Source organism: Halomonas sp. Y3 (genome assembly GCF_024137965.1).
Classification (GTDB): domain Bacteria; phylum Pseudomonadota; class Gammaproteobacteria; order Pseudomonadales; family Halomonadaceae; genus Halomonas; species Halomonas mongoliensis.
Window position 1 is genome coordinate 1,259,349 of sequence record NZ_CP099975.1, and the last position, 16,852, is coordinate 1,276,200.

Sequence of the window (16,852 nt, forward strand, 5' to 3'; positions counted from 1 at the left end):
GTCGTGCAGGGCTGCCACCCTGAGCAAGAGAGATGACAGCGTCATGACAGCGGAGCATAGCGGAAGAGGAGGTCGGGCCGTAGGGCCACTCACTCTGCGGGGTTGAGCCGCGGGTGGGTCTCCTCGCCCCAGGCCATGACCAGGGCGCCCGAGAGGAACATGGCGACGGCCACGAACCAGAAGCCTGCGGTGACGGCGCCGGTAAGGTGGGCCACCAGGCCGAAGGCCAGGGCGCCGATGCCGTAGCCCAGGTCGCGCCAGAAGCGGTAGATGCCGATGGCGGAGCTGCGCCAGCTGGGGTGGGAGATATCCGCCACCGCCGCGCTCAGGTTGGGGTAGAGCAGCGCCATGCCGAAGCCGGTGACGGCGGCCGAGAAGGACCACCAGACCACGCCGCTGCCCAGCAGCGTCAGGGCCACGCCCCCGCCGCAGAGCCACATGCCCCAGACGATGGGCCGGAGGCGGCCGATATGGTCCGAGAGCCGCCCGGTCACGAACTGGGAACCGCCCCATGTGAAGCCGTAGATCCCCACGATCCAGCCGATGGCACCGAGCCCGAGCCCCTGCTGGTAGAGGAACACCGGATAGAAGACCCACACCAGGGCGTCGACGAACTTCTCTACCAGACCCGCCTGGCAGAAGGCCGCCATGCGCCGATCCCTCCAGCTCATCAGCGCGAACATCTCGCCGGTGGTGGGGGTGTCCGAGACCAGACGCGAGATCCTGGCCCTCGGCCCATTGTGGTGGCCGCTGGCGTGGCGCGCGCTCTCGGCCCTGGCCCAAGCATGCGTCTCGCGGATCGACGTCAGGGTCAGCGCGATGGCGAGTGCGATCACTGCGGCACCGAAGACGAAGAGCCCCAGCCGCGGACCGAGCCCCATGGCCAGGTAGCCGGTGACGATCCCCGCCACGGCCACCCCCACGTATCCCGAAAACTCGTTCATGCCCATGGTGAAGCCGCGCTCGTCGGCCCGGGTGATGTCCATCTTGGCGGTCTGGGTCATCGACCAGCAGAGCCCCTGGTTGATGCCCAGCAGCACGGTGGCGGCGACGATCCAGCCCCAGGAGGGGGCGTACAGCACCATGAACGGAATCGGGATGGCCGATAGCCAGCCTAACAGCAGTACCTGCTTGCGCCCGATGCGTTCTGAGAGCCGTCCCGCTACGAAGTTCAGGGAGCCCTTGACGAAGCCGAAAGCCACCACGAAGGCGGTGAGCATCATGAAGGAGCCCTCGGCGACGCCGAACTCGGACTCCGCCAGTGCCGGCACCACGGTGCGCAGCATGCCGATGGTCAGGCCGACCAGGAACACCTGGCCCAGCTGGTGGCTGAACTGGTGAAGGTTTTCACGGATACCGTGGCGGTAGTGCTCATGGGACGGAGCGGGGGATGTCATCGGGCCCTCGTATAATTATCATTCAATAGATTAATTGAATGATGGTAATGGAAGCCACACCCTGTCAAGGGGCACAATGGGCGCCTGGCAGGCAGGAGAGCGTAGATGACCGATCAACAGCAGCTACTGGATATCCTGGCTCAGGTCGCCCGCGCCCTGGGCAACGGCCACCGCCTGGCGCTGCTCGAGCGCCTGGCCCAGGGCGAGGCGCCGGTGGAGACCCTGGCCGCTACCGCCGGGCTCACGGTGGGCAACGCCTCCCAGCACCTGCAGCAGCTGCGCCGTGCGGGGCTCGTTACCGCGACCCGGGCCGGCAAGCAGATGATCTACCGGCTCACCGACGAGCGGATCGTCACCCTGATGGGGCTGCTTCGGGAGGTGGCCGAGACCAATCTGGCGGAGATGGAGCGCCTGGTGGGCCGGCTCTTCGCCGATGACGATGCGGACGGGGCCCTGGAGGCGGTCTCCCGGGAGGCGCTGCTGGCAGGGCTTGCAGAGGGCCGGGTGGCGCTGCTGGACGTGCGGCCCGAGGACGAGTTCGCCGCCGGCCACCTGCCCGAGGCGATCAACATCCCCTTGGCGCAGCTGGATGCGATGCTGGAGCGGCTGCCAAGGGACCGGGAGATCGTCGCCTACTGCCGCGGGCCCTACTGTGCGCTCTCCCACGAGGCGGTGCAGCGGCTGCGGCAGCTGGGCTACCCGGTGCGTCGCTTCGAAGAGGGCTTTCCGGAGTGGAAGGCGGCGGGGCTGCCGGTGGTATAGGGGGTGGCTTTGCCAACGAGAACGGCCACCGCGGCAACAAGTTGCCGGGTGGCCGTCATGGAGTCGGTGGCGCCCCCTTCAGGATTCGAACCTGAGACCTTCCCCTTAGGAGGGGGACGCTCTATCCAGCTGAGCTAAGGGGGCAGCGCGGGGCGCATTATAGGGAAAGTCGGCGCCGAGATAAACCGCAGGCGTCGAGGAGCGGGGCTGCGTAACCTTGCCGCACCGTTGGCCTCGGCCGTTCGTTGCCAGCCCCGGCAAGCGTATAGTAGGCCCCGCTTCATTTTCCTGTCCCGGACCTCCCCATGCTCAAGCGCCTGCTTCCCCTGTTGATTCTCGCCCTCGGCATCGCCGGTTTCATGGCCCTGCGCCTGACCCGCCCCGAGCCGCCCCCGGCCCAGCCCGAGGAGCGCAGCTGGCGGGTGGAGGCCATGGCGGTGGCCCCCGCCGAGCGGGTGCCGGTGCTGCCGCTCTTCGGCGAGCTGGTGGCACCGGAGCGGGTGCGCCTGGTGGCGCCTGTCGCCGCCCGGGTCGCCGAGCGCCCGGTGCGCGATGGCCAGCGGGTGGAGGCGGGCGAGCTGCTGGTGGCCCTGGATGACGCCGACCTGCTGCCGCCGCTCCATCAGGCCGAGGCGGAGGTGGCCGACCTGGAGGCCCAGGTGGAGAACGAGCGCATCCGCCACGCCAACGACCGCACCGCCCTGGCCCGGGAAAGGGAGATCCTGGCCAGTGCCAACCGCCAGCTGGAGCGCAACAGCTCCCTGGCCCAGCGCAACCTGGCCTCCCAGACCGACCTGGATAGCGCCCGGGACGCGGTGGCCCGGGCCCAGCTCAGCGTGACCACCCGGGAGAGCGCGGTGGCCGAGCATCCGTCGCGGCTGGCCAGCCTGGAGGCGCGGCTGGCCCGCGCCCGTGCCGCCCTGGCCAGCGCCCGGCGTGACGCCGAGCGGGGCCGGGTGGTGGCGCCCTTCGACGGGGTGGTCAGCGAGGTGCAGGTGGCGCCGGGGGACCAGGTGGCGGCCCGGGCGGCGCTGCTTTCGCTCTATCCGGTGGGGGGGCTGGAGCTGCGCGCCCGGGTGCCGAGCCGCTTCCAGAACGAGCTCGCCGAGAGCCTGGCCCGGGGCGAGGCCCTGTCAGCCGTGGCCGAGGAGGGGGGGCAGCGCTTCTTGCTGTCGCGGCTGGCCGGCGACAGCGACCCTTCCGGCACCGAGGCGATTCTGACTCTTGAGGGGGAGGCCGGCGGGCTGCGCCCCGGGGCCCTGGTGGCGGTGCTGCTCAGGCGCCCCACGGTGGCCGATGCCCTGGCGGTGCCCTTCAGCGCCCTGCACGGCAGCGACCTGCTCTATCGCATCGATGAGGATTCCCGCCTCGAGCGAGCGCGGGTGGAGCGGCTGGGCGAGACCCTGGGGCCCGACGGCGAGCGCTGGCTGCTGGTGCGCGCGCCGGGCCTCGCCGAGGGGGACCGGGTGATCGCCACTCACCTGCCCAACGCCATGCAGGGGCTCAGGGTCGAGGTCGCTGAAGAGATGGCCGAGGAGCCGACCCCATGAGGCGGCGCGGCGGGGTGATCGGCTTCTTCGTCCACCACAAGGTGGCCGCCAACCTGGTGATGCTGGTGATGTTGCTGGCGGGGGCGCTTGGCATCGCGCGCATGAACATCCAGTTCTTCCCCACCTTCGCCCTGGACGTGGTCAGCGTGCGGGTGGTGTGGTCCGGGGCCTCCGCGGAGGATATCGAGCAGGGCATCACCAACCCCCTGGAGCAGCGCCTGCGCAGCCTCGACGGACTCAAGCGCATGACCTCCACCTCCGCCCAGGGCATCGCCAATATCACCCTGGAGTTCCAGGAGGGCTCGGACCCGGTGCTGGCACTGGACGACGTGCGCCAGCAGGTGGGCAGCTTTACCAACCTGCCGGCGGACGCCGAGGCCCCGGAGGTGTCGCGGCTGGCCCGCTACGAGCCGGTGGCCCGGCTGCTGGTCCACGGCGACCTGGCCCCGGCGGAGCTGCGCCAGCTGGCCCAGCGGTTCGAGGACGAGCTGCTGCTGGCCGGCATCGACCGGGTGGAGATCACCGGTCTGCCGGCCCAGCAGATCAGCATCGAGGTGCCGGCGGAGCGCCTCCAGGGCCTGGGGCTCTCCCTCGGCGATATCGCCGCCCGGGTGGAGGGTATGTCCCGTGACCTGCCGGCGGGGCTGCTGGGCCAGCGCGATAGCGCCCGGGAGCTGCGCTCCCTCGAGCAGCGTCGCGATGCGCTGGGCTTCGAGAGCCTGCCGATCCTCAGCGGCGACCGGGTGCAGCTGCGCCTGGGCGATATCGCGGTGATCCGCCAGGAGCCCCGGGAGGGGCAGGTGGAGCTCGCCTACCGCGGCCAGCCGGCGGCGGAGCTGATCCTGCAGCGCGCCGAGGCGGGCAACTCCCTGGCCGCGGCCCGGGTGCTGGCGGGCTGGGTGGAGGAGACCCGGCCGACCCTGCCGCCGGGGGTGGAGATGGAGGTCTACGACGAGTCCTGGCAGCTGATCGACGACCGCATCTCGCTGCTGCTGGTCAACGGCGCCAGCGGCCTGCTGCTGGTGGTGATCCTGCTCTACTTCTTCCTGCCGGCCCGGGTGGCGCTGTGGGTGGCCATCGGCATTCCCACCGCCTTCATGGCGGCCCTGGGCGTGTTCTGGGGCATCGGTGGCTCCATCAACATGATGTCGCTGTTCGCGCTGATTATGGCGCTGGGGGTGATCGTCGATGACGCCATCGTGGTGGGGGAGGACGCCGACGCCCACTACCGGGCCGGGGAAGCGCCGCGCCACGCCTCGGCGGGGGCGGCCCGGCGCATGCTGTGGCCGGTGGTGGCCTCGTCGCTGACCACGGTGGCGGCCTTCATGCCGCTCCTGATGGTGGGTGGCGTGATCGGCAACATCCTCGGCGATATCCCGGTGATCATGATCTGCGTGCTGATCGCCTCGCTGCTGGAGTGCTTCGTGGTGCTGCCGGCCCACCTGCGCAACGCCTTCGTGCCGAGCGGGAAGGGGAAGTCCGGCCAGGCACAGGCGCAGCGCCCGCGCGGCATCTCCCGGCTGCGGGAGGGCTTCGAGGCGCGCTTCGATGCCTTCCGCCAGGGCCCCTTCCGGCGCTTCTCGGCGCTGACCCTGCGCCATCGCGGCGCCACCGTGGCCGCGGCCCTGGCCGTGACCCTGGTCACCGCGGGGCTGCTGGCCGGCGGGCGCATGGGCTTCAACTTCTTCCCGGCGCCGGAGTCCAGCGTGGTCTACGCCAACGCCGGTTTCGTGGCCGGCACCGACCGCGCCCGGGTGGCCGAGTTCATCGACCACCTGCAGGTGACCCTGGAGGAGACCGACGAGGCGCTGGGGGGCGGCCTGGTCCGGGTGGCGGTATCGCGCTACGGCACCACCCTGGAGGGGGGCTCCCCCGGGCGCACCGCCGATGACGTGGGCTCGCTGATGATCGAACTGATCTCGCCGGATCACCGGGAGGTGCGCAACGCCGCCTTTATCCGCGCCTGGCGGGAGCGCATCCGGGAGCCGGCGGGGCTGGAGTCGCTCAATATCAACGAGCGCGCCGCCGGCCCGCCGGGGCGCGACGTCAACGTGCGCCTGACCGGAGAGGATGCGCTGTCGCTGCGCCTGGCCGCCGATACCCTGGCCCAGGCCATGGCGGGGCTGCCCGGGGTGCTCGATACCGAGGACGACATGCCCTGGGGCCGCGAGCAGCTGGTCTATCGGGTCAACGCCTATGGCGAGGCCCTGGGCCTGACCACCGCCGAGCTGGGGCGCCAGCTGCGCACCGCCTTCGACGGCCAGATCGTGCAGATTCACCAGGCCGGGGCCGACGAGATCGAGGTGCGGGTGCAGCTGCCCCGGGCGCAGCGCGAGCGGCTGGCCACCCTGGAGTCCCTGGCGGTGAGCCTCCCCGATGGCCGCCAGGTGCCGCTGGCCCAGGTGATGGCCCTGGACCACCGACAGGGCTTCGAGGCGCTGCGCCACGCCGATGGCCAGCTGGCGGTGGAGGTCACCGCCGAGCTCGACACCTCGGTGACCTCGGCGGAGCAGGTGCTGGAGAGCCTCTCCTCCGAGCTGCTGCCCTCCCTGGCCCGGGAGCACCACCTGCACTACAGCTTCGAGGGGCGCGCCGCCGACCAGCGCGAGACCCTGGCCGACATGCGCCTGGGCCTGATGGTGGGGGTGGCGCTGATGTACGGGGTGCTGACCTGGGTGTTCGCTTCCTGGAGCCTGCCGCTGATCGTCATGGCGATCATCCCCTTCTCTCTGGTGGGAGCGCTGCTGGGCCACTGGGCCCTAGGCATCGACCTGACGATTCTCTCGCTGTTCGGCCTCTTCGGGCTCTCCGGCATCGTGGTCAACAACGCCATCATCCTGGTGAGCTTCTATCGGGAGCAGCGTGAGCGAGGACTCGCCATCGACGAGGCGCTCAACGAGGCGGTGGTGCAGCGGGTGAGGGCGGTGCTGCTCACCTCCCTGACCACCATCGGCGGGCTTCTGCCGCTGCTCTTCGAGACCTCTCTGCAGGCGCAGTTCCTGATTCCCATGGCCACCTCCATCGCCTTTGGCCTCGGCGGCTCCACCTTCCTGGTGCTGCTGGTCACCCCGGCGCTGCTCTCCTGGCTGGAGCACGGTCGGGAACGGCTGGCTCGGCGGCGGGCAGTGACAGCCCCGGGCGCGGAGGGCTAGGCTGGAGCCTCGACCAGCCAAGCGCAGGAGGGGAGGCAGACCATGGACGTTGGCGACTATCGGGCCCATGACGCCCTGGGGCTGGCGGCGCTGATTCGCGCCGGCGAGGTGAGCCGGGAAGAGGTGCTGGCTGCCGCCTGCACGGCGATCGAGGCGGACAACCCCGCCCTCGGGGCGGTGGTGCGCACCCGCTTCGAGCGCGCCGCCGAGGAGGCGCGCGCCCTGGACGCCGGCGCCCCCTTCGCCGGGGTGCCCACCCTGACCAAGGACCTGCTGATGGCCATCGGCGGCGAGCCGCTGGCCTTCGGCAGCGCGGCAATGGCCGAGTGGCGTGCCCCCGAGGACTCGAGCCTGGTGCGGCGCGTTCGCGAGGCCGGCTTCGCGATTCTCGGCCAGACCGCCACCCCGGAGCTGGGGCTGATGGGCATCACCGAGCCGAAGGCCTTTCCCCATCCGATCAACCCCTGGGCGCCGACCCACTCCCCGGGGGGCTCCAGCGGCGGGTCGGCCGCGGCGGTGGCCGGAGGCCTGGTGCCCCTGGCCTTGGCCGGCGACGGCGGCGGCTCCATTCGCATCCCCGCGAGCCACTGCGGCCTCTTTGGCCTCAAGCCCTCCCGGGGCAGGGTGCCCCTGGGCCCCATGTTCGGCGAGGTATGGCAGGGGGCGGTGGTGGAGCACGCCCTGACCCGCAGCGTGCGCGACAGCGCCGCCCTGCTGGATGCCACCAACGGCATGGACGAGGGGAGCCCCTGGCCGCTGCCCCGGGAGGCGGGCTTCCTGGCGGCGCTGGAGCGCCCGCCTGAGGGGCTGCGGGTGGCGGTCTCCCTGGGCGAGCCCCTGGGGGCGCCCCTGGGCACCCGCCTGGACCCCGAGGTGCGCCGCGCCGTGGAGCAGGCCGCCGCGCGCCTGGAGGGGCTGGGCCATCATGTGGAGTGGGCCGACCCGCCGGTAGACGGCGAGGCCCTGGCCGACAGCTACCTCACCCTCTATCTTGGCCACCTGGCGGCAGATCTCGCCTGGATCAGCGAGCAGACCGGCGTGCCGGTGGCCCGGCTTGCCCTGGAGCCCTCTACGCGCGCCATCGGCCGCCTGGGGCGCTGCCTGCCGGCCCGGGACTACGAGAGCGCCAAGCGCTACTGGAACCAGGCGGCCCGGGAGATGGCGGCCTTCCATCGCCGCTTCGATATGCTCCTGATGCCGGTGGCCGCCACCCCGGCCCCCCGACGCGGTGAGCTCTACCCCTCGGCGGCTCGGGAGCGGCTGATGTCACTGCTGGCCATTCCCGGCAGCGCCCACCTGGCGCTCAGGGCGGGGATGCTCAAGCGCCTGGCGGCGGACTCGCTGCGTCGCACTCCCTACACCCAGCTGGCCAACCTCACCGGCCAGCCGGCCATGTCGCTGCCGCTGCATATCACCCCCGAGGGGCTGCCGGTGGGCGTCCAGGTGCTCGGCCCCATGGGCGACGAGAAGCGCCTGCTGGCCCTGGCCGCCCGGCTCGAGGCCGAGGTGGCCTGGGGCCGCCATCTGCCCCGGCCGCCAAGCCGTTAAGTTCAGGTAGAATGCCCGCCGACATTGCCGACGTGTGCCCCATGCCCAAGACTCCTGAGACCCCGACACCCTCTGCGTCGTTCCTGTCCGCCGCGGGCGATCGCCACTTCGACGGCCTGGCCGACAAGTTCGCCGCCAGCCTCTACGGCGGCGTACGGGGTGAGCTGCGCCTGGCGCTGCTCGACCAGCTGCTGCCGGAAATGCTCGAGCTTTACGGCCAGCCGCTGCTCGACGTGGGGGGCGGCCTGGGGCAGCTGGCGGGCTGGTTCGCCGAGCGCGGCCACGCCGTGACCCTGGCCGAGCCCTCCGGCGAGATGCTGGCCCGGGCCGGCGACTTCCTCGAGGGGCAAGAGGTCCGCCTGATCCAGGCCCCGCTCCAGGCGCTGCCCGAGCAGGCGCCGGGCCCCTGGTCGCTGATCGCCTGCCATGCGGTGCTGGAGTGGCTGGGCGATCCGCGCGCGGCCCTCGCTACCCTGTCGGGCCTGCTGGCCCCCGGCGGGCAGCTCTCGCTAATGGTCTTCAACCGCGACGCCCTGCGCTTCTCCAACGTGGTGAAGGGCAACCTGGAAAAGGCCCTGGCCGATCGTCTGGAGGGCAGGGGTGAGCGCCTGCGCCTGACGCCGATCTCGCCGCTGACCCATGCCCAGGTCGAGGCCTGGAGCGCCGAGTGCGGGCTTGCGATCCGCGGGGTGGCCGGCATCCGCATCTTCAACGACTACCTGCGCCAGCCGCCGCAGAGCGACGCCGACCGCGAGGCGCTGCTGGCCCTGGAGCGCCGCTACTGCCGGGTCGACCCCCACTGGCGCCTGGGGCGCTACCTGCTCTACACCCTGGTGCGCCCCGCCACCTCTCCCGAGACCCGGCCCCCTTTGCCAGACACAGACAAGGAGTCCCAAGCGTGACCCACGAGACTTCGGCGCCCGCTTCAGGCGCTGCCCAGACGCCCACCTGCCAGCTGCTGGCGCGCCAGGCGGCCGACTACCGCGGCTGGTGGTGGGTGGCCCCGCCCCGGGACCCCTGGCTGGAGTCGGGGCAGGGCGTGGCCATCAGCGCCGATCTGGCGGTGCGCGCGGCCTGGCAGGCCGCCGGGCGTCCCGCGCACTCTCCCTTCCAGCCTCTGCCCCTCGACCCCCAGCCGGCCGGCGATGAAGAGGCGCCGAAGGGGGCCGTGCTGTTCTGGCCCAAGAGCCATGCCCTGGGGGAGTGGTGGCTGCTGTGGCTCTGCGCGACCCTGCCCGAGGGCACGCCGCTGCAGCTGGTGGGGGAGAACCAGGGGGGCATCAAACGGGTGCTCAAGGTGCTGGCGGCGCTGGGGCTCGGCTGTCGCAAGCTCGACAGCGCCCGGCGCTGCTCGCTCTTCGAGACGCGGCTGGGCCCCGTGGGGATCGACCCGGACGCGGCCTGGACGGCCTTCGAAGTCGAGCCGGACGGCGAGCGCCTGCTTCTGGCCAGCCATCCCGGGGTCTTCGGCCACGGCAAGCTCGACGATGGCACCCGGCTGCTGCTGGAGACCCTGCGCGGGGCGCTGCCGGCAGGCGATGTTTTAGATATGGGCTGCGGCGACGGCATCCTGGCCGCCTGGCTGGCGCGCCGCGGGGCGGCGGTCACGGCGGTGGACGTCAACGCCTTCGCGGTGGAGGCGACCCGGCGGACCCTGGCGGCCAACGCCTTGGCCGGCGAGGCTTTGTCTGGAGAAGCCCTGTCTGGAGAAACGCTGGAAAGCGACGTCTACTCGGCGCTGGCGGGGCGCACCTTCGATACCATCGTCAGCAACCCCCCCTTCCACCAGGAGCGGGCCATCGACTACGGCCCCGCGGCGCGGCTGATCCTCGAGGCGCCGGCGCACCTCAAGCCCGGCGGCCAGCTTTTCCTGGTGGCCAACGCCTTCCTGCCCTATCCGGATCTCCTCGAGCGCGCCTTCGGCGGCTTCGAGATCCTCGCCGATGACCGCCGCTTCCGGGTCTACCGGGCTATTTCCCCGGGTCGCGATAGTCGATCTCGGTGATCACGTAGGTGGTCTCCCCGCCCGGGGCGGCCACCGTCACCTCCTCGTCCAGGGGCTTGCCGAGCAGGGCCTTGGCCAGCGGGGAGTCGACGCTGATCCAGCGCTTCGCCGGGTCGATCTCGTCGTGTCCGACGATGCGAATCCTCATCTCCTCGCCGTCCTCGTCCTCCAGGGTCACGAAGGCGCCGAAGTATACCTTTCCGGTGTCCGCCGGCAGGCGATCCACCACCGTCAGCTCGTCGAGCCGCTTGGTCAGGTAGCGGATCCGGGCGATCACCCGGTTGAGCTCCTTCTTGTTGTAGGTGTAGTCGGCGTTCTCCGAACGGTCGCCCAGGGCGGCGGCCTCGCCCACCTTGGCGGAGAGCGCCGGGCGCTTGACCCGGGAGAGATGGTCGAGGATGCCGCGCAGCCGCTCGGCGCCCTCGGCGGTGATCAGATGGCTCTTGGGTTCCTGGCGCGGATCCTTGGCCGGGTCGCGCCAGCGGGTCATGTTGCGGCCTTTCATTGGGTACCTCGGTGATAGGGCTTTGGCGGGGAACATACGCCAAGCGGGGCGCAGGGCCAAGGAGTGAGGGGTGAGGGGTGAGGGGTGAGGGGTGAGGGGTGAGGGGTGAGGGGTGAGGGGTGAGGGGTGGCGAGTCATTCAAACGTTCGTTACATTGCGGGGTGGGTATACCCAACAACCACACAAGAGCCCGTAAGGAGTTTCGCCATGTTTCGACGTCGTCTGCTGAGCACTGCCAAGGGCTTGAGCCTGAGCCTGGGGCTGAGTCTTGGCCTCGCCGCCCTGCCGCTGGCCGCGGCTCACGCCTGGGAAAACCGGGTCGAGGGCATGAAGAACCAGTGGGAGCGCCTGATCACCGAGCAGGCGGAGGGCCAGCGCAGCGGCGGCCTGAGGTCGCTTGCCGGCCAGGCCGAACGGCTGGTGGCCGAGCACCCCGACCAGGCCATGCCGCTGGTGTGGCAGGGCATCATCGAGGCCTCCTATGCCCGGGAGCGCAGCGGCCTGGGGGCGCTCTCCAGCGCGCGCAGCGCCCGTGATGCCCTGGAGCGCGCCATCGAGCTCGACCCCGACGGTGCCAACGGCTCCGCCTACGTGACCCTGGGTGCCCTCTACGACCGCGCGCCGGGCCGCCCGGTGGGCTTCGGCAACAGCGACACCGCCGAGCGCATGTTCCAGCGCGCGCTCTCCATTCGTCCCGACGGTATCGACGTCAACTTCTACTACGCCGCCTTCCTGGAGGACGAGGGGCGCATCGACGAGGCCCGGGAGCACGCCCGCCGCGCCGTGGAAGGGGAAGCCCGCCCCGACCGCGAAGCCTCCGACGAGGCCCTGCGCGAGGAGGCCCGGGAGCTCTTCGAACGGCTCTAGTGCGCGCCCAGGTAGGCCTCACTCCTCTTTGGGGTCAGGCACTTAAGCCAATTTAGGGTCTGACCCCAAAGCAGGGTAAGGGGGCGCAGCTTGGCATCCGCGCTTCCGGTCACGATAATGGGATCTTTTACGCGACCGGAGAGCGCCATGAGTGACTCCCCCGAGGCCCCGAGCCTCGCCGCGGCGCCCTTTACCCGCGCCGACGTGGAGCTGGTGGAGCGCCGCTGCCTGCATCAGGGCTTCTTTCGCCTGGAGGCGCTGCAGCTTCGCCACCGCCTCTTCGAAGGGGGCTGGAGCGGCACCATGACCCGCGAGGTGCATCGTCGTCACGACGCCGTGGGCGTGCTGCTCTACGACGTGGAGCGCGATGCCGTGGTGCTGGTGGAGCAGTTCCGCGCCGGCGCCCTGGAGGATCCCGCTTCCCCCTGGAAGCTCGAGGTGGTGGCGGGCCTGGTGGAGGAGGGCGAGTCCCCCGCCGAGGTGGCCCGTCGCGAGGCCATGGAGGAGGCGGGCGCCCGGGTGGAGACGCTGATTCCGCTGCATGCCTACTACCCGAGCCCCGGCGCCTGCGACGAGCGGGTCAGCCTCTTCTGCGGCCTGCTGGACAGCGAGGGACTCGGCGGCGTGCACGGCCTGGACGAGGAGCACGAAGATATCCGCGTGCATGTGCTACCGTTTGCCAGGGCCTGGGAACTCCTGCAGGCCGGAAGACTCGACAATGCCATGTGTCTGATCGCCCTCTACTGGCTGGCGGGTGAGCGGGCATCACTGAGAGCGAGGAGATAGTTTGGGGAGCGAGAGCGTGCGCAGAGACGGTGTGCAGCGAAATGCCTATGTGACCGACCTGAGAAGCCTGCAGAGCGAGTGCAGCATCAACTACCTGCGCCTGCTTCGCCTGCTGGGTGACATGGAGGCCGGCGAGAGCCGGGAGGTCGAGCTGATCAGCGACGGCCGCTGGCTGGGCGTGCTGCGCCTGGAGCTGCTGGAGCGGGCGCCCTATACCAGCATGGTGCGGGTCACCCAGAGCGGCGTGCTCGACTCGCTGATCGAGGCCCCGCGCATGCGGGTCCACCTCTATCACGACGTGCGCATGGCCGAGGTCACCGACTTCCAGCGCCAGCGCCACTTCGACGGCCGCTACCGCTACCCCAATGCGCGCATGCATCAGCCCGACGAGAAGCTGCAGCTCAACCGCTTCCTCGGCGAGTGGCTGGAGCACGGCCTGGCCCACGGCCACTCCCTCGACCACCCCCTCGACTCTCCCGTGATCCGCTGACCCTGAGGCCCCTTTGCGATGATGCGACTGATCCAGATCAGTGACTGCCACCTGCACGCCGACCCCGCCGCCCGGGCCCGGGCGGGTTTCCCGCTGCGCCAGCTGGAGGCGGTGGTGGCCGCGGTCAACGGCGAGCGCCCCGATATGGTGCTGGTGACCGGCGATATCAGCAACGACGAGACCCCGGCCTCCTACCAGCTGGCGGCCCGCACCCTGAACCGCCTCGCGGCCCCCTGGTTCTGGCTGCCGGGCAACCACGACGATCCGGCGCTGATGGCGGAGACCCGGGAGCTCCTCGAGGAGCTCGATATCGGCGCCTGGCGCATCCTGATGCTGGATACCACGGTGAGCGGTCAGCCCCACGGCGAGCTTGGGGCCGAACGCCTGGCGGCGCTGGCGGCCTGCCTGGAGGAGGACGACCGGCCGACCTTGCTGGCCATGCACCATCCGCCGCTGCCGGTGGGCTCGGCCTGGATCGATGCGCTCGGGCTCAAGGATCGCGAGGCCTTCTGGCAGGCGCTCTCCGCCTACGGCCAGGTGCGAGGCATCCTCTGCGGCCATATCCATCAGGCCTTCGCCAGCCATCAGCGCCTCGAGCAGGGGGAAGTCGCGGTGTTCGGCTGCCCCTCTACCACCGACCAGTTCCTGGCCGGCGCCGAGACCTTCGCCATCGACGAGGCCTCGCGTCCCGGCTACCGGGTGCTCGACCTGCGCGAAGGCGATTTCACGACCTGGGTCGAGCGCGTCGATCTGTGATGATTGAGAATAGACGGTCTTTGGGTATAAAAAGAGTCCTATTAATTCTTTTGGGTTATTAATAATCCGGCGTTAATCTGGTCCGCATGATTTCCATGCCACCGTCATGCGAGGTAGCCGGGCCATGACCACTCTTCATGCCGCCACCGCTGTGTCCTCCCCCGGGGCCGCCGAGCGCCCTGCGCTGTCGCCGCAGCGGCTGACCCATCTGCAGCAGCTCGAAGCCGAGTCGATTCATATCATCCGCGAGGTCGTCGCCGAGTTCGGCAACCCGGTGATGCTCTACTCCATCGGCAAGGACTCCGCGGTCATGCTGCACCTGGCGCGCAAGGCCTTCTATCCCGGGCCGCCGCCCTTTCCGCTGCTCCACGTGGACACCACCTGGAAGTTTCGCGAGATGATCGCCTTTCGCGACCGCATGGCCGAAGAGGCGGGCATGGAGCTGCTGGTGCATACCAACGAGGAGGGGCGGGCCGCCGGCATCAACCCCTTCGACCACGGCTCCAGCGGCTACACCGACGTGATGAAGACCCAGGCCCTCAAGCAGGCCCTGGATAAGTACGGCTTCGATGCCGCCTTCGGCGGGGCGCGCCGCGACGAGGAGGCGAGCCGCGCCAAGGAGCGCGTCTTCTCCTTCCGCGACCGCTATCACCGCTGGGACCCCAAGAACCAGCGCCCGGAGCTCTGGAACCTCTACAACGCCCGGGTCAGCAAGGGCGAGTCGATCCGCGCCTTTCCGCTCTCCAACTGGACCGAGCTGGATATCTGGCAGTACATCTATCTGGAGTCCATTCCCATCGTGCCCCTCTACTTCAGCGCCCCGCGCCCGGTGGTGGAGCGCGACGGCATGCTGGTGATGGTCGACGACGAGCGCCTGCCCCTGGCCGAGGGCGAGGTGCCCGAGGAGCGCTCGGTGCGCTTCCGCACCCTGGGCTGCTACCCGCTCACCGGGGCGGTGGAGTCCACCGCCGCCACCCTGCCCGAGATCATCCAGGAGATGTTGCTGACCCGCACCAGCGAGCGCAGCGGCCGCGCCATCGACCACGACCAGGCCGGCTCCATGGAGAAGAAGAAGCGCGAGGGGTACTTCTAGGCGCGCAGCGCCTAGAAGAGCCGTAAGTCCTAAGCTGTAAGTACTCTGAACAGTTTGCAGAGGTGACGGCGATGAATTTCGAAAAGCTGCAGGTGTGGAAGCGCTCGGCCAGGCTGTCGGCAGAGCTCTACAAGGCGATGCGGGACCTCAGGGACTTTGGTTTCAAGGATCAGATTACGAGGTCCGGTCTGTCCGTACCCAGCAATATCGCGGAAGGAATGACGCGCTCTACCACCAGGGACAAGCGGCATTTTCTGATTATCGCGAGAAGTTCATGCTCTGAACTGCGCACACAGGTCTACATCGGCATGGATATCGACTACATAGATGCCCAGCAGGGGCGACATTGGCTGCAGGAGACACGGGAGATTTCTTCCATGCTGCAGGGCCTGATCACCTCGCTGGACAATGAAGACTTTGCTGCAAGCTAGGGCTGGTTTTACTTACGGCTTACGGCTTACGGCTTATAGCTAAAGGGTTTGGTATGTCACACCAATCGACTCTGATCGCCGACAATATCGAGCAGTACCTGCACGAGCACGAGAACAAGGACCTGCTGCGCTTCATCACCTGCGGCAGCGTCGACGACGGCAAGTCGACCCTGATCGGGCGGCTGCTGCACGACTCCAAGATGATCTTCGACGACCAGCTCGCCGCCATCACTCGTGATTCGAAGAAGGTGGGCACCACCGGCGAGGAGGTGGATCTCGCCCTGCTGGTGGACGGCCTGCAGTCGGAGCGGGAGCAGGGGATCACCATCGACGTGGCCTACCGCTTCTTCTCCACCGACAGGCGCAAGTTCATCATCGCCGACACCCCCGGCCACGAGCAGTACACCCGCAACATGGCCACCGGGGCCTCCACGGCGAGCCTCGCCATCATCCTGGTCGATGCCCGCCACGGGGTGCAGACCCAGACCCGGCGCCACAGCTTCATCGCCGACCTGCTGGGCATCCAGCACCTGGTGGTGGCGGTCAACAAGATGGACCTCGTCGACTACTCCCAGGCGCGCTTCGACGAGATCGTCGAGGAGTACCAGGCCATCGCCGACAGGCTCCAGGCCCGGGACATCCGCTTCGTGCCGCTCTCGGCGCTCAAGGGCGATAACGTGGTCAACCGGAGCGAGGCCCTCGACTGGTATCGGGTGGAGGGACAGCCCGGCCCGACCCTGCTGGAGCTGCTCGAGAGCGTCGAGGTGAGCCGCGACCGCAACCTGACCGACCTGCGCCTGCCGGTGCAGATCGTCAACCGTCCCAACCTCGACTTCCGAGGCTATGCCGGGACTCTTGAGGCGGGTGTGCTGCGCCCGGGCCAGGCGGTCAAGGTGCTGCCCTCGGGCAGCCGCTCCAGCATTGAGCGCATCGTGACCTGGGACGGCGACCTGGAGGAGGCCTGGCCGGGCCAGGCGATCACCGTGACCCTGAGTGATGAGATCGATATCTCCCGGGGCGACTGGATCGTGGCGGCGGACGCCGAGGTGGCCATGTCCCACGCCTTCGAGGCGGATATCGTCTGGATGCACGAAAAGCCCCTCGAGCCGGGCCGCCAGGTCGATATCCGCCTGGCCGGGCGCTCGGTGGCGGGGCAGGTGGAGGAGATCCTGTACCAGGTGGACGTCAACACCCTGGAGCGCCACCCAGCCGAGGGCCTCGCGCTCAACGCCATCGCCCGCTGCCGGGTGGGGCTCACCGCCGAGGTCCCCCTGGACGAGTATGCGAAGAGCCCCGGTACCGGCAGCTTCATCGTCATCGATCGGCTGACCAACGCCACCCTGGGGGCGGGCATGATCCGCGCCGTGGTGGAAGGCGAGTCGGCGAGTACCACCGAGGTGGACTGGGCCGGCTTCGAACTGGAGCTCAATGCCCTGGTGCGCAGGTACTTCCCCCACTGGGAGGCGAAGGATATTCGCAAGCTTCTCTGACGCCGCCGCGCTGTTCCCTG

At 69.7% G+C, this 16,852-nt stretch carries 15 protein-coding genes and 1 tRNA gene; 13 read left to right on the forward strand and 3 right to left on the reverse strand.

The window, feature by feature from the left end:
• Nucleotides 1-89: 89 nt before the first annotated feature.
• On the reverse strand, nucleotides 90-1,397 hold the full coding sequence (locus NHL60_RS05990; protein ID WP_253450193.1) for an MFS transporter: 1,308 nt from the start codon (nucleotides 1,395-1,397) through the stop codon (nucleotides 90-92).
• Nucleotides 1,398-1,502: 105 nt separating this feature from the next.
• On the opposite strand from NHL60_RS05990, the gene NHL60_RS05995 reads away from it, so the two are divergent.
• Nucleotides 1,503-2,159, forward strand: a complete 657-nt coding sequence (locus NHL60_RS05995) for a metalloregulator ArsR/SmtB family transcription factor (protein ID WP_253450196.1) — start codon at nucleotides 1,503-1,505, stop codon at nucleotides 2,157-2,159.
• Between the two features lie 67 nt (nucleotides 2,160-2,226).
• Here the strand turns inward: NHL60_RS05995 and NHL60_RS06000 are convergent.
• A tRNA-Arg gene (locus NHL60_RS06000) sits at nucleotides 2,227-2,303 on the reverse strand.
• 161 nt (nucleotides 2,304-2,464) lie between these two features.
• Between NHL60_RS06000 and NHL60_RS19560 the strand changes: the two genes are divergently transcribed.
• From NHL60_RS19560 to NHL60_RS06030, 5 genes are read left to right on the forward strand one after another with little or no spacing between them, the layout of a single operon-like run.
• Nucleotides 2,465-3,709: an efflux RND transporter periplasmic adaptor subunit gene (locus NHL60_RS19560; RefSeq protein WP_301271095.1), complete on the forward strand. Its 1,245-nt coding sequence runs from the start codon at nucleotides 2,465-2,467 to the stop codon at nucleotides 3,707-3,709.
• Nucleotides 3,706-6,861: an efflux RND transporter permease subunit gene (locus tag NHL60_RS06015; protein WP_253450198.1), complete on the forward strand. Its 3,156-nt coding sequence runs from the start codon at nucleotides 3,706-3,708 to the stop codon at nucleotides 6,859-6,861. The genes NHL60_RS19560 and NHL60_RS06015 overlap by 4 nt, the downstream gene beginning before the upstream one ends.
• 42 nt (nucleotides 6,862-6,903) lie before the next feature.
• The gene (locus NHL60_RS06020; protein WP_253450201.1) at nucleotides 6,904-8,409 is read left to right on the forward strand and encodes an amidase; all 1,506 of its coding nucleotides are present in this window, start codon (nucleotides 6,904-6,906) and stop codon (nucleotides 8,407-8,409) included.
• 41 nt (nucleotides 8,410-8,450) lie between these two features.
• Nucleotides 8,451-9,311 (forward strand): methyltransferase domain-containing protein, encoded by an 861-nt coding sequence (locus tag NHL60_RS06025; protein ID WP_253450204.1) that lies wholly within the window; start codon nucleotides 8,451-8,453, stop codon nucleotides 9,309-9,311.
• On the forward strand, nucleotides 9,308-10,414 hold the full coding sequence (locus NHL60_RS06030) for a class I SAM-dependent methyltransferase (RefSeq protein ID WP_253450207.1): 1,107 nt from the start codon (nucleotides 9,308-9,310) through the stop codon (nucleotides 10,412-10,414). The genes NHL60_RS06025 and NHL60_RS06030 overlap by 4 nt, the downstream gene beginning before the upstream one ends.
• Here the strand turns inward: NHL60_RS06030 and greB are convergent.
• Nucleotides 10,380-10,919, reverse strand: a complete 540-nt coding sequence (greB, locus tag NHL60_RS06035) for a transcription elongation factor GreB (protein ID WP_253450210.1) — start codon at nucleotides 10,917-10,919, stop codon at nucleotides 10,380-10,382. The two genes, NHL60_RS06030 and greB, sit on opposite strands and share 35 nt — an antisense overlap.
• A 207-nt stretch (nucleotides 10,920-11,126) precedes the next feature.
• Here greB and NHL60_RS06040 point away from each other — a divergent pair, with 207 nt between their 5' ends.
• The 7 genes from NHL60_RS06040 (at nucleotide 11,127) to cysN (ending at nucleotide 16,832) form a co-directional block, all read left to right on the forward strand.
• Nucleotides 11,127-11,786, forward strand: coding sequence for a hypothetical protein (locus NHL60_RS06040; protein WP_253450212.1), 660 nt, complete (start codon nucleotides 11,127-11,129; stop codon nucleotides 11,784-11,786).
• Between the two features lie 147 nt (nucleotides 11,787-11,933).
• The gene (locus NHL60_RS06045; protein WP_253450215.1) at nucleotides 11,934-12,572 is read left to right on the forward strand and encodes an NUDIX domain-containing protein; all 639 of its coding nucleotides are present in this window, start codon (nucleotides 11,934-11,936) and stop codon (nucleotides 12,570-12,572) included.
• A 31-nt stretch (nucleotides 12,573-12,603) separates the two neighbouring features.
• Nucleotides 12,604-13,062: a DUF1249 domain-containing protein gene (locus NHL60_RS06050; protein WP_253452041.1), complete on the forward strand. Its 459-nt coding sequence runs from the start codon at nucleotides 12,604-12,606 to the stop codon at nucleotides 13,060-13,062.
• Nucleotides 13,063-13,083: 21 nt separating this feature from the next.
• Entirely contained in the window at nucleotides 13,084-13,818 is a 735-nt protein-coding gene (locus tag NHL60_RS06055; protein WP_253452043.1) for a phosphodiesterase, read from the forward strand.
• Nucleotides 13,819-13,942: 124 nt separating this feature from the next.
• Nucleotides 13,943-14,911, forward strand: a complete 969-nt coding sequence (cysD, locus tag NHL60_RS06060) for a sulfate adenylyltransferase subunit CysD (RefSeq protein WP_253450218.1) — start codon at nucleotides 13,943-13,945, stop codon at nucleotides 14,909-14,911.
• Nucleotides 14,912-14,982: 71 nt separating this feature from the next.
• A complete protein-coding gene (locus tag NHL60_RS06065) occupies nucleotides 14,983-15,342 on the forward strand; it encodes a four helix bundle protein (protein WP_253450221.1) in 360 nt (119 codons plus the stop codon).
• 53 nt (nucleotides 15,343-15,395) lie between these two features.
• Nucleotides 15,396-16,832 (forward strand): sulfate adenylyltransferase subunit CysN, encoded by a 1,437-nt coding sequence (gene cysN / locus NHL60_RS06070; RefSeq protein WP_253450224.1) that lies wholly within the window; start codon nucleotides 15,396-15,398, stop codon nucleotides 16,830-16,832.
• The last annotated feature ends 20 nt before the right edge of the window (nucleotides 16,833-16,852 follow it).

Coding starts and splice junctions, on each gene's coding strand:
- NHL60_RS05990 (WP_253450193.1), bottom strand. CDS start 1,397: ATGACATCCCCCGCTCCGTCCCATGAGCACTACCGCCACGGTATCCGT.
- NHL60_RS05995 (WP_253450196.1), top strand. CDS start 1,503: ATGACCGATCAACAGCAGCTACTGGATATCCTGGCTCAGGTCGCCCGC.
- NHL60_RS19560 (WP_301271095.1), top strand. CDS start 2,465: ATGCTCAAGCGCCTGCTTCCCCTGTTGATTCTCGCCCTCGGCATCGCC.
- NHL60_RS06015 (WP_253450198.1), top strand. CDS start 3,706: ATGAGGCGGCGCGGCGGGGTGATCGGCTTCTTCGTCCACCACAAGGTG.
- NHL60_RS06020 (WP_253450201.1), top strand. CDS start 6,904: ATGGACGTTGGCGACTATCGGGCCCATGACGCCCTGGGGCTGGCGGCG.
- NHL60_RS06025 (WP_253450204.1), top strand. CDS start 8,451: ATGCCCAAGACTCCTGAGACCCCGACACCCTCTGCGTCGTTCCTGTCC.
- greB (WP_253450210.1), bottom strand. CDS start 10,919: ATGAAAGGCCGCAACATGACCCGCTGGCGCGACCCGGCCAAGGATCCG.
- NHL60_RS06040 (WP_253450212.1), top strand. CDS start 11,127: ATGTTTCGACGTCGTCTGCTGAGCACTGCCAAGGGCTTGAGCCTGAGC.
- NHL60_RS06045 (WP_253450215.1), top strand. CDS start 11,934: ATGAGTGACTCCCCCGAGGCCCCGAGCCTCGCCGCGGCGCCCTTTACC.
- NHL60_RS06055 (WP_253452043.1), top strand. CDS start 13,084: ATGCGACTGATCCAGATCAGTGACTGCCACCTGCACGCCGACCCCGCC.
- cysD (WP_253450218.1), top strand. CDS start 13,943: ATGACCACTCTTCATGCCGCCACCGCTGTGTCCTCCCCCGGGGCCGCC.
- NHL60_RS06065 (WP_253450221.1), top strand. CDS start 14,983: ATGAATTTCGAAAAGCTGCAGGTGTGGAAGCGCTCGGCCAGGCTGTCG.
- cysN (WP_253450224.1), top strand. CDS start 15,396: ATGTCACACCAATCGACTCTGATCGCCGACAATATCGAGCAGTACCTG.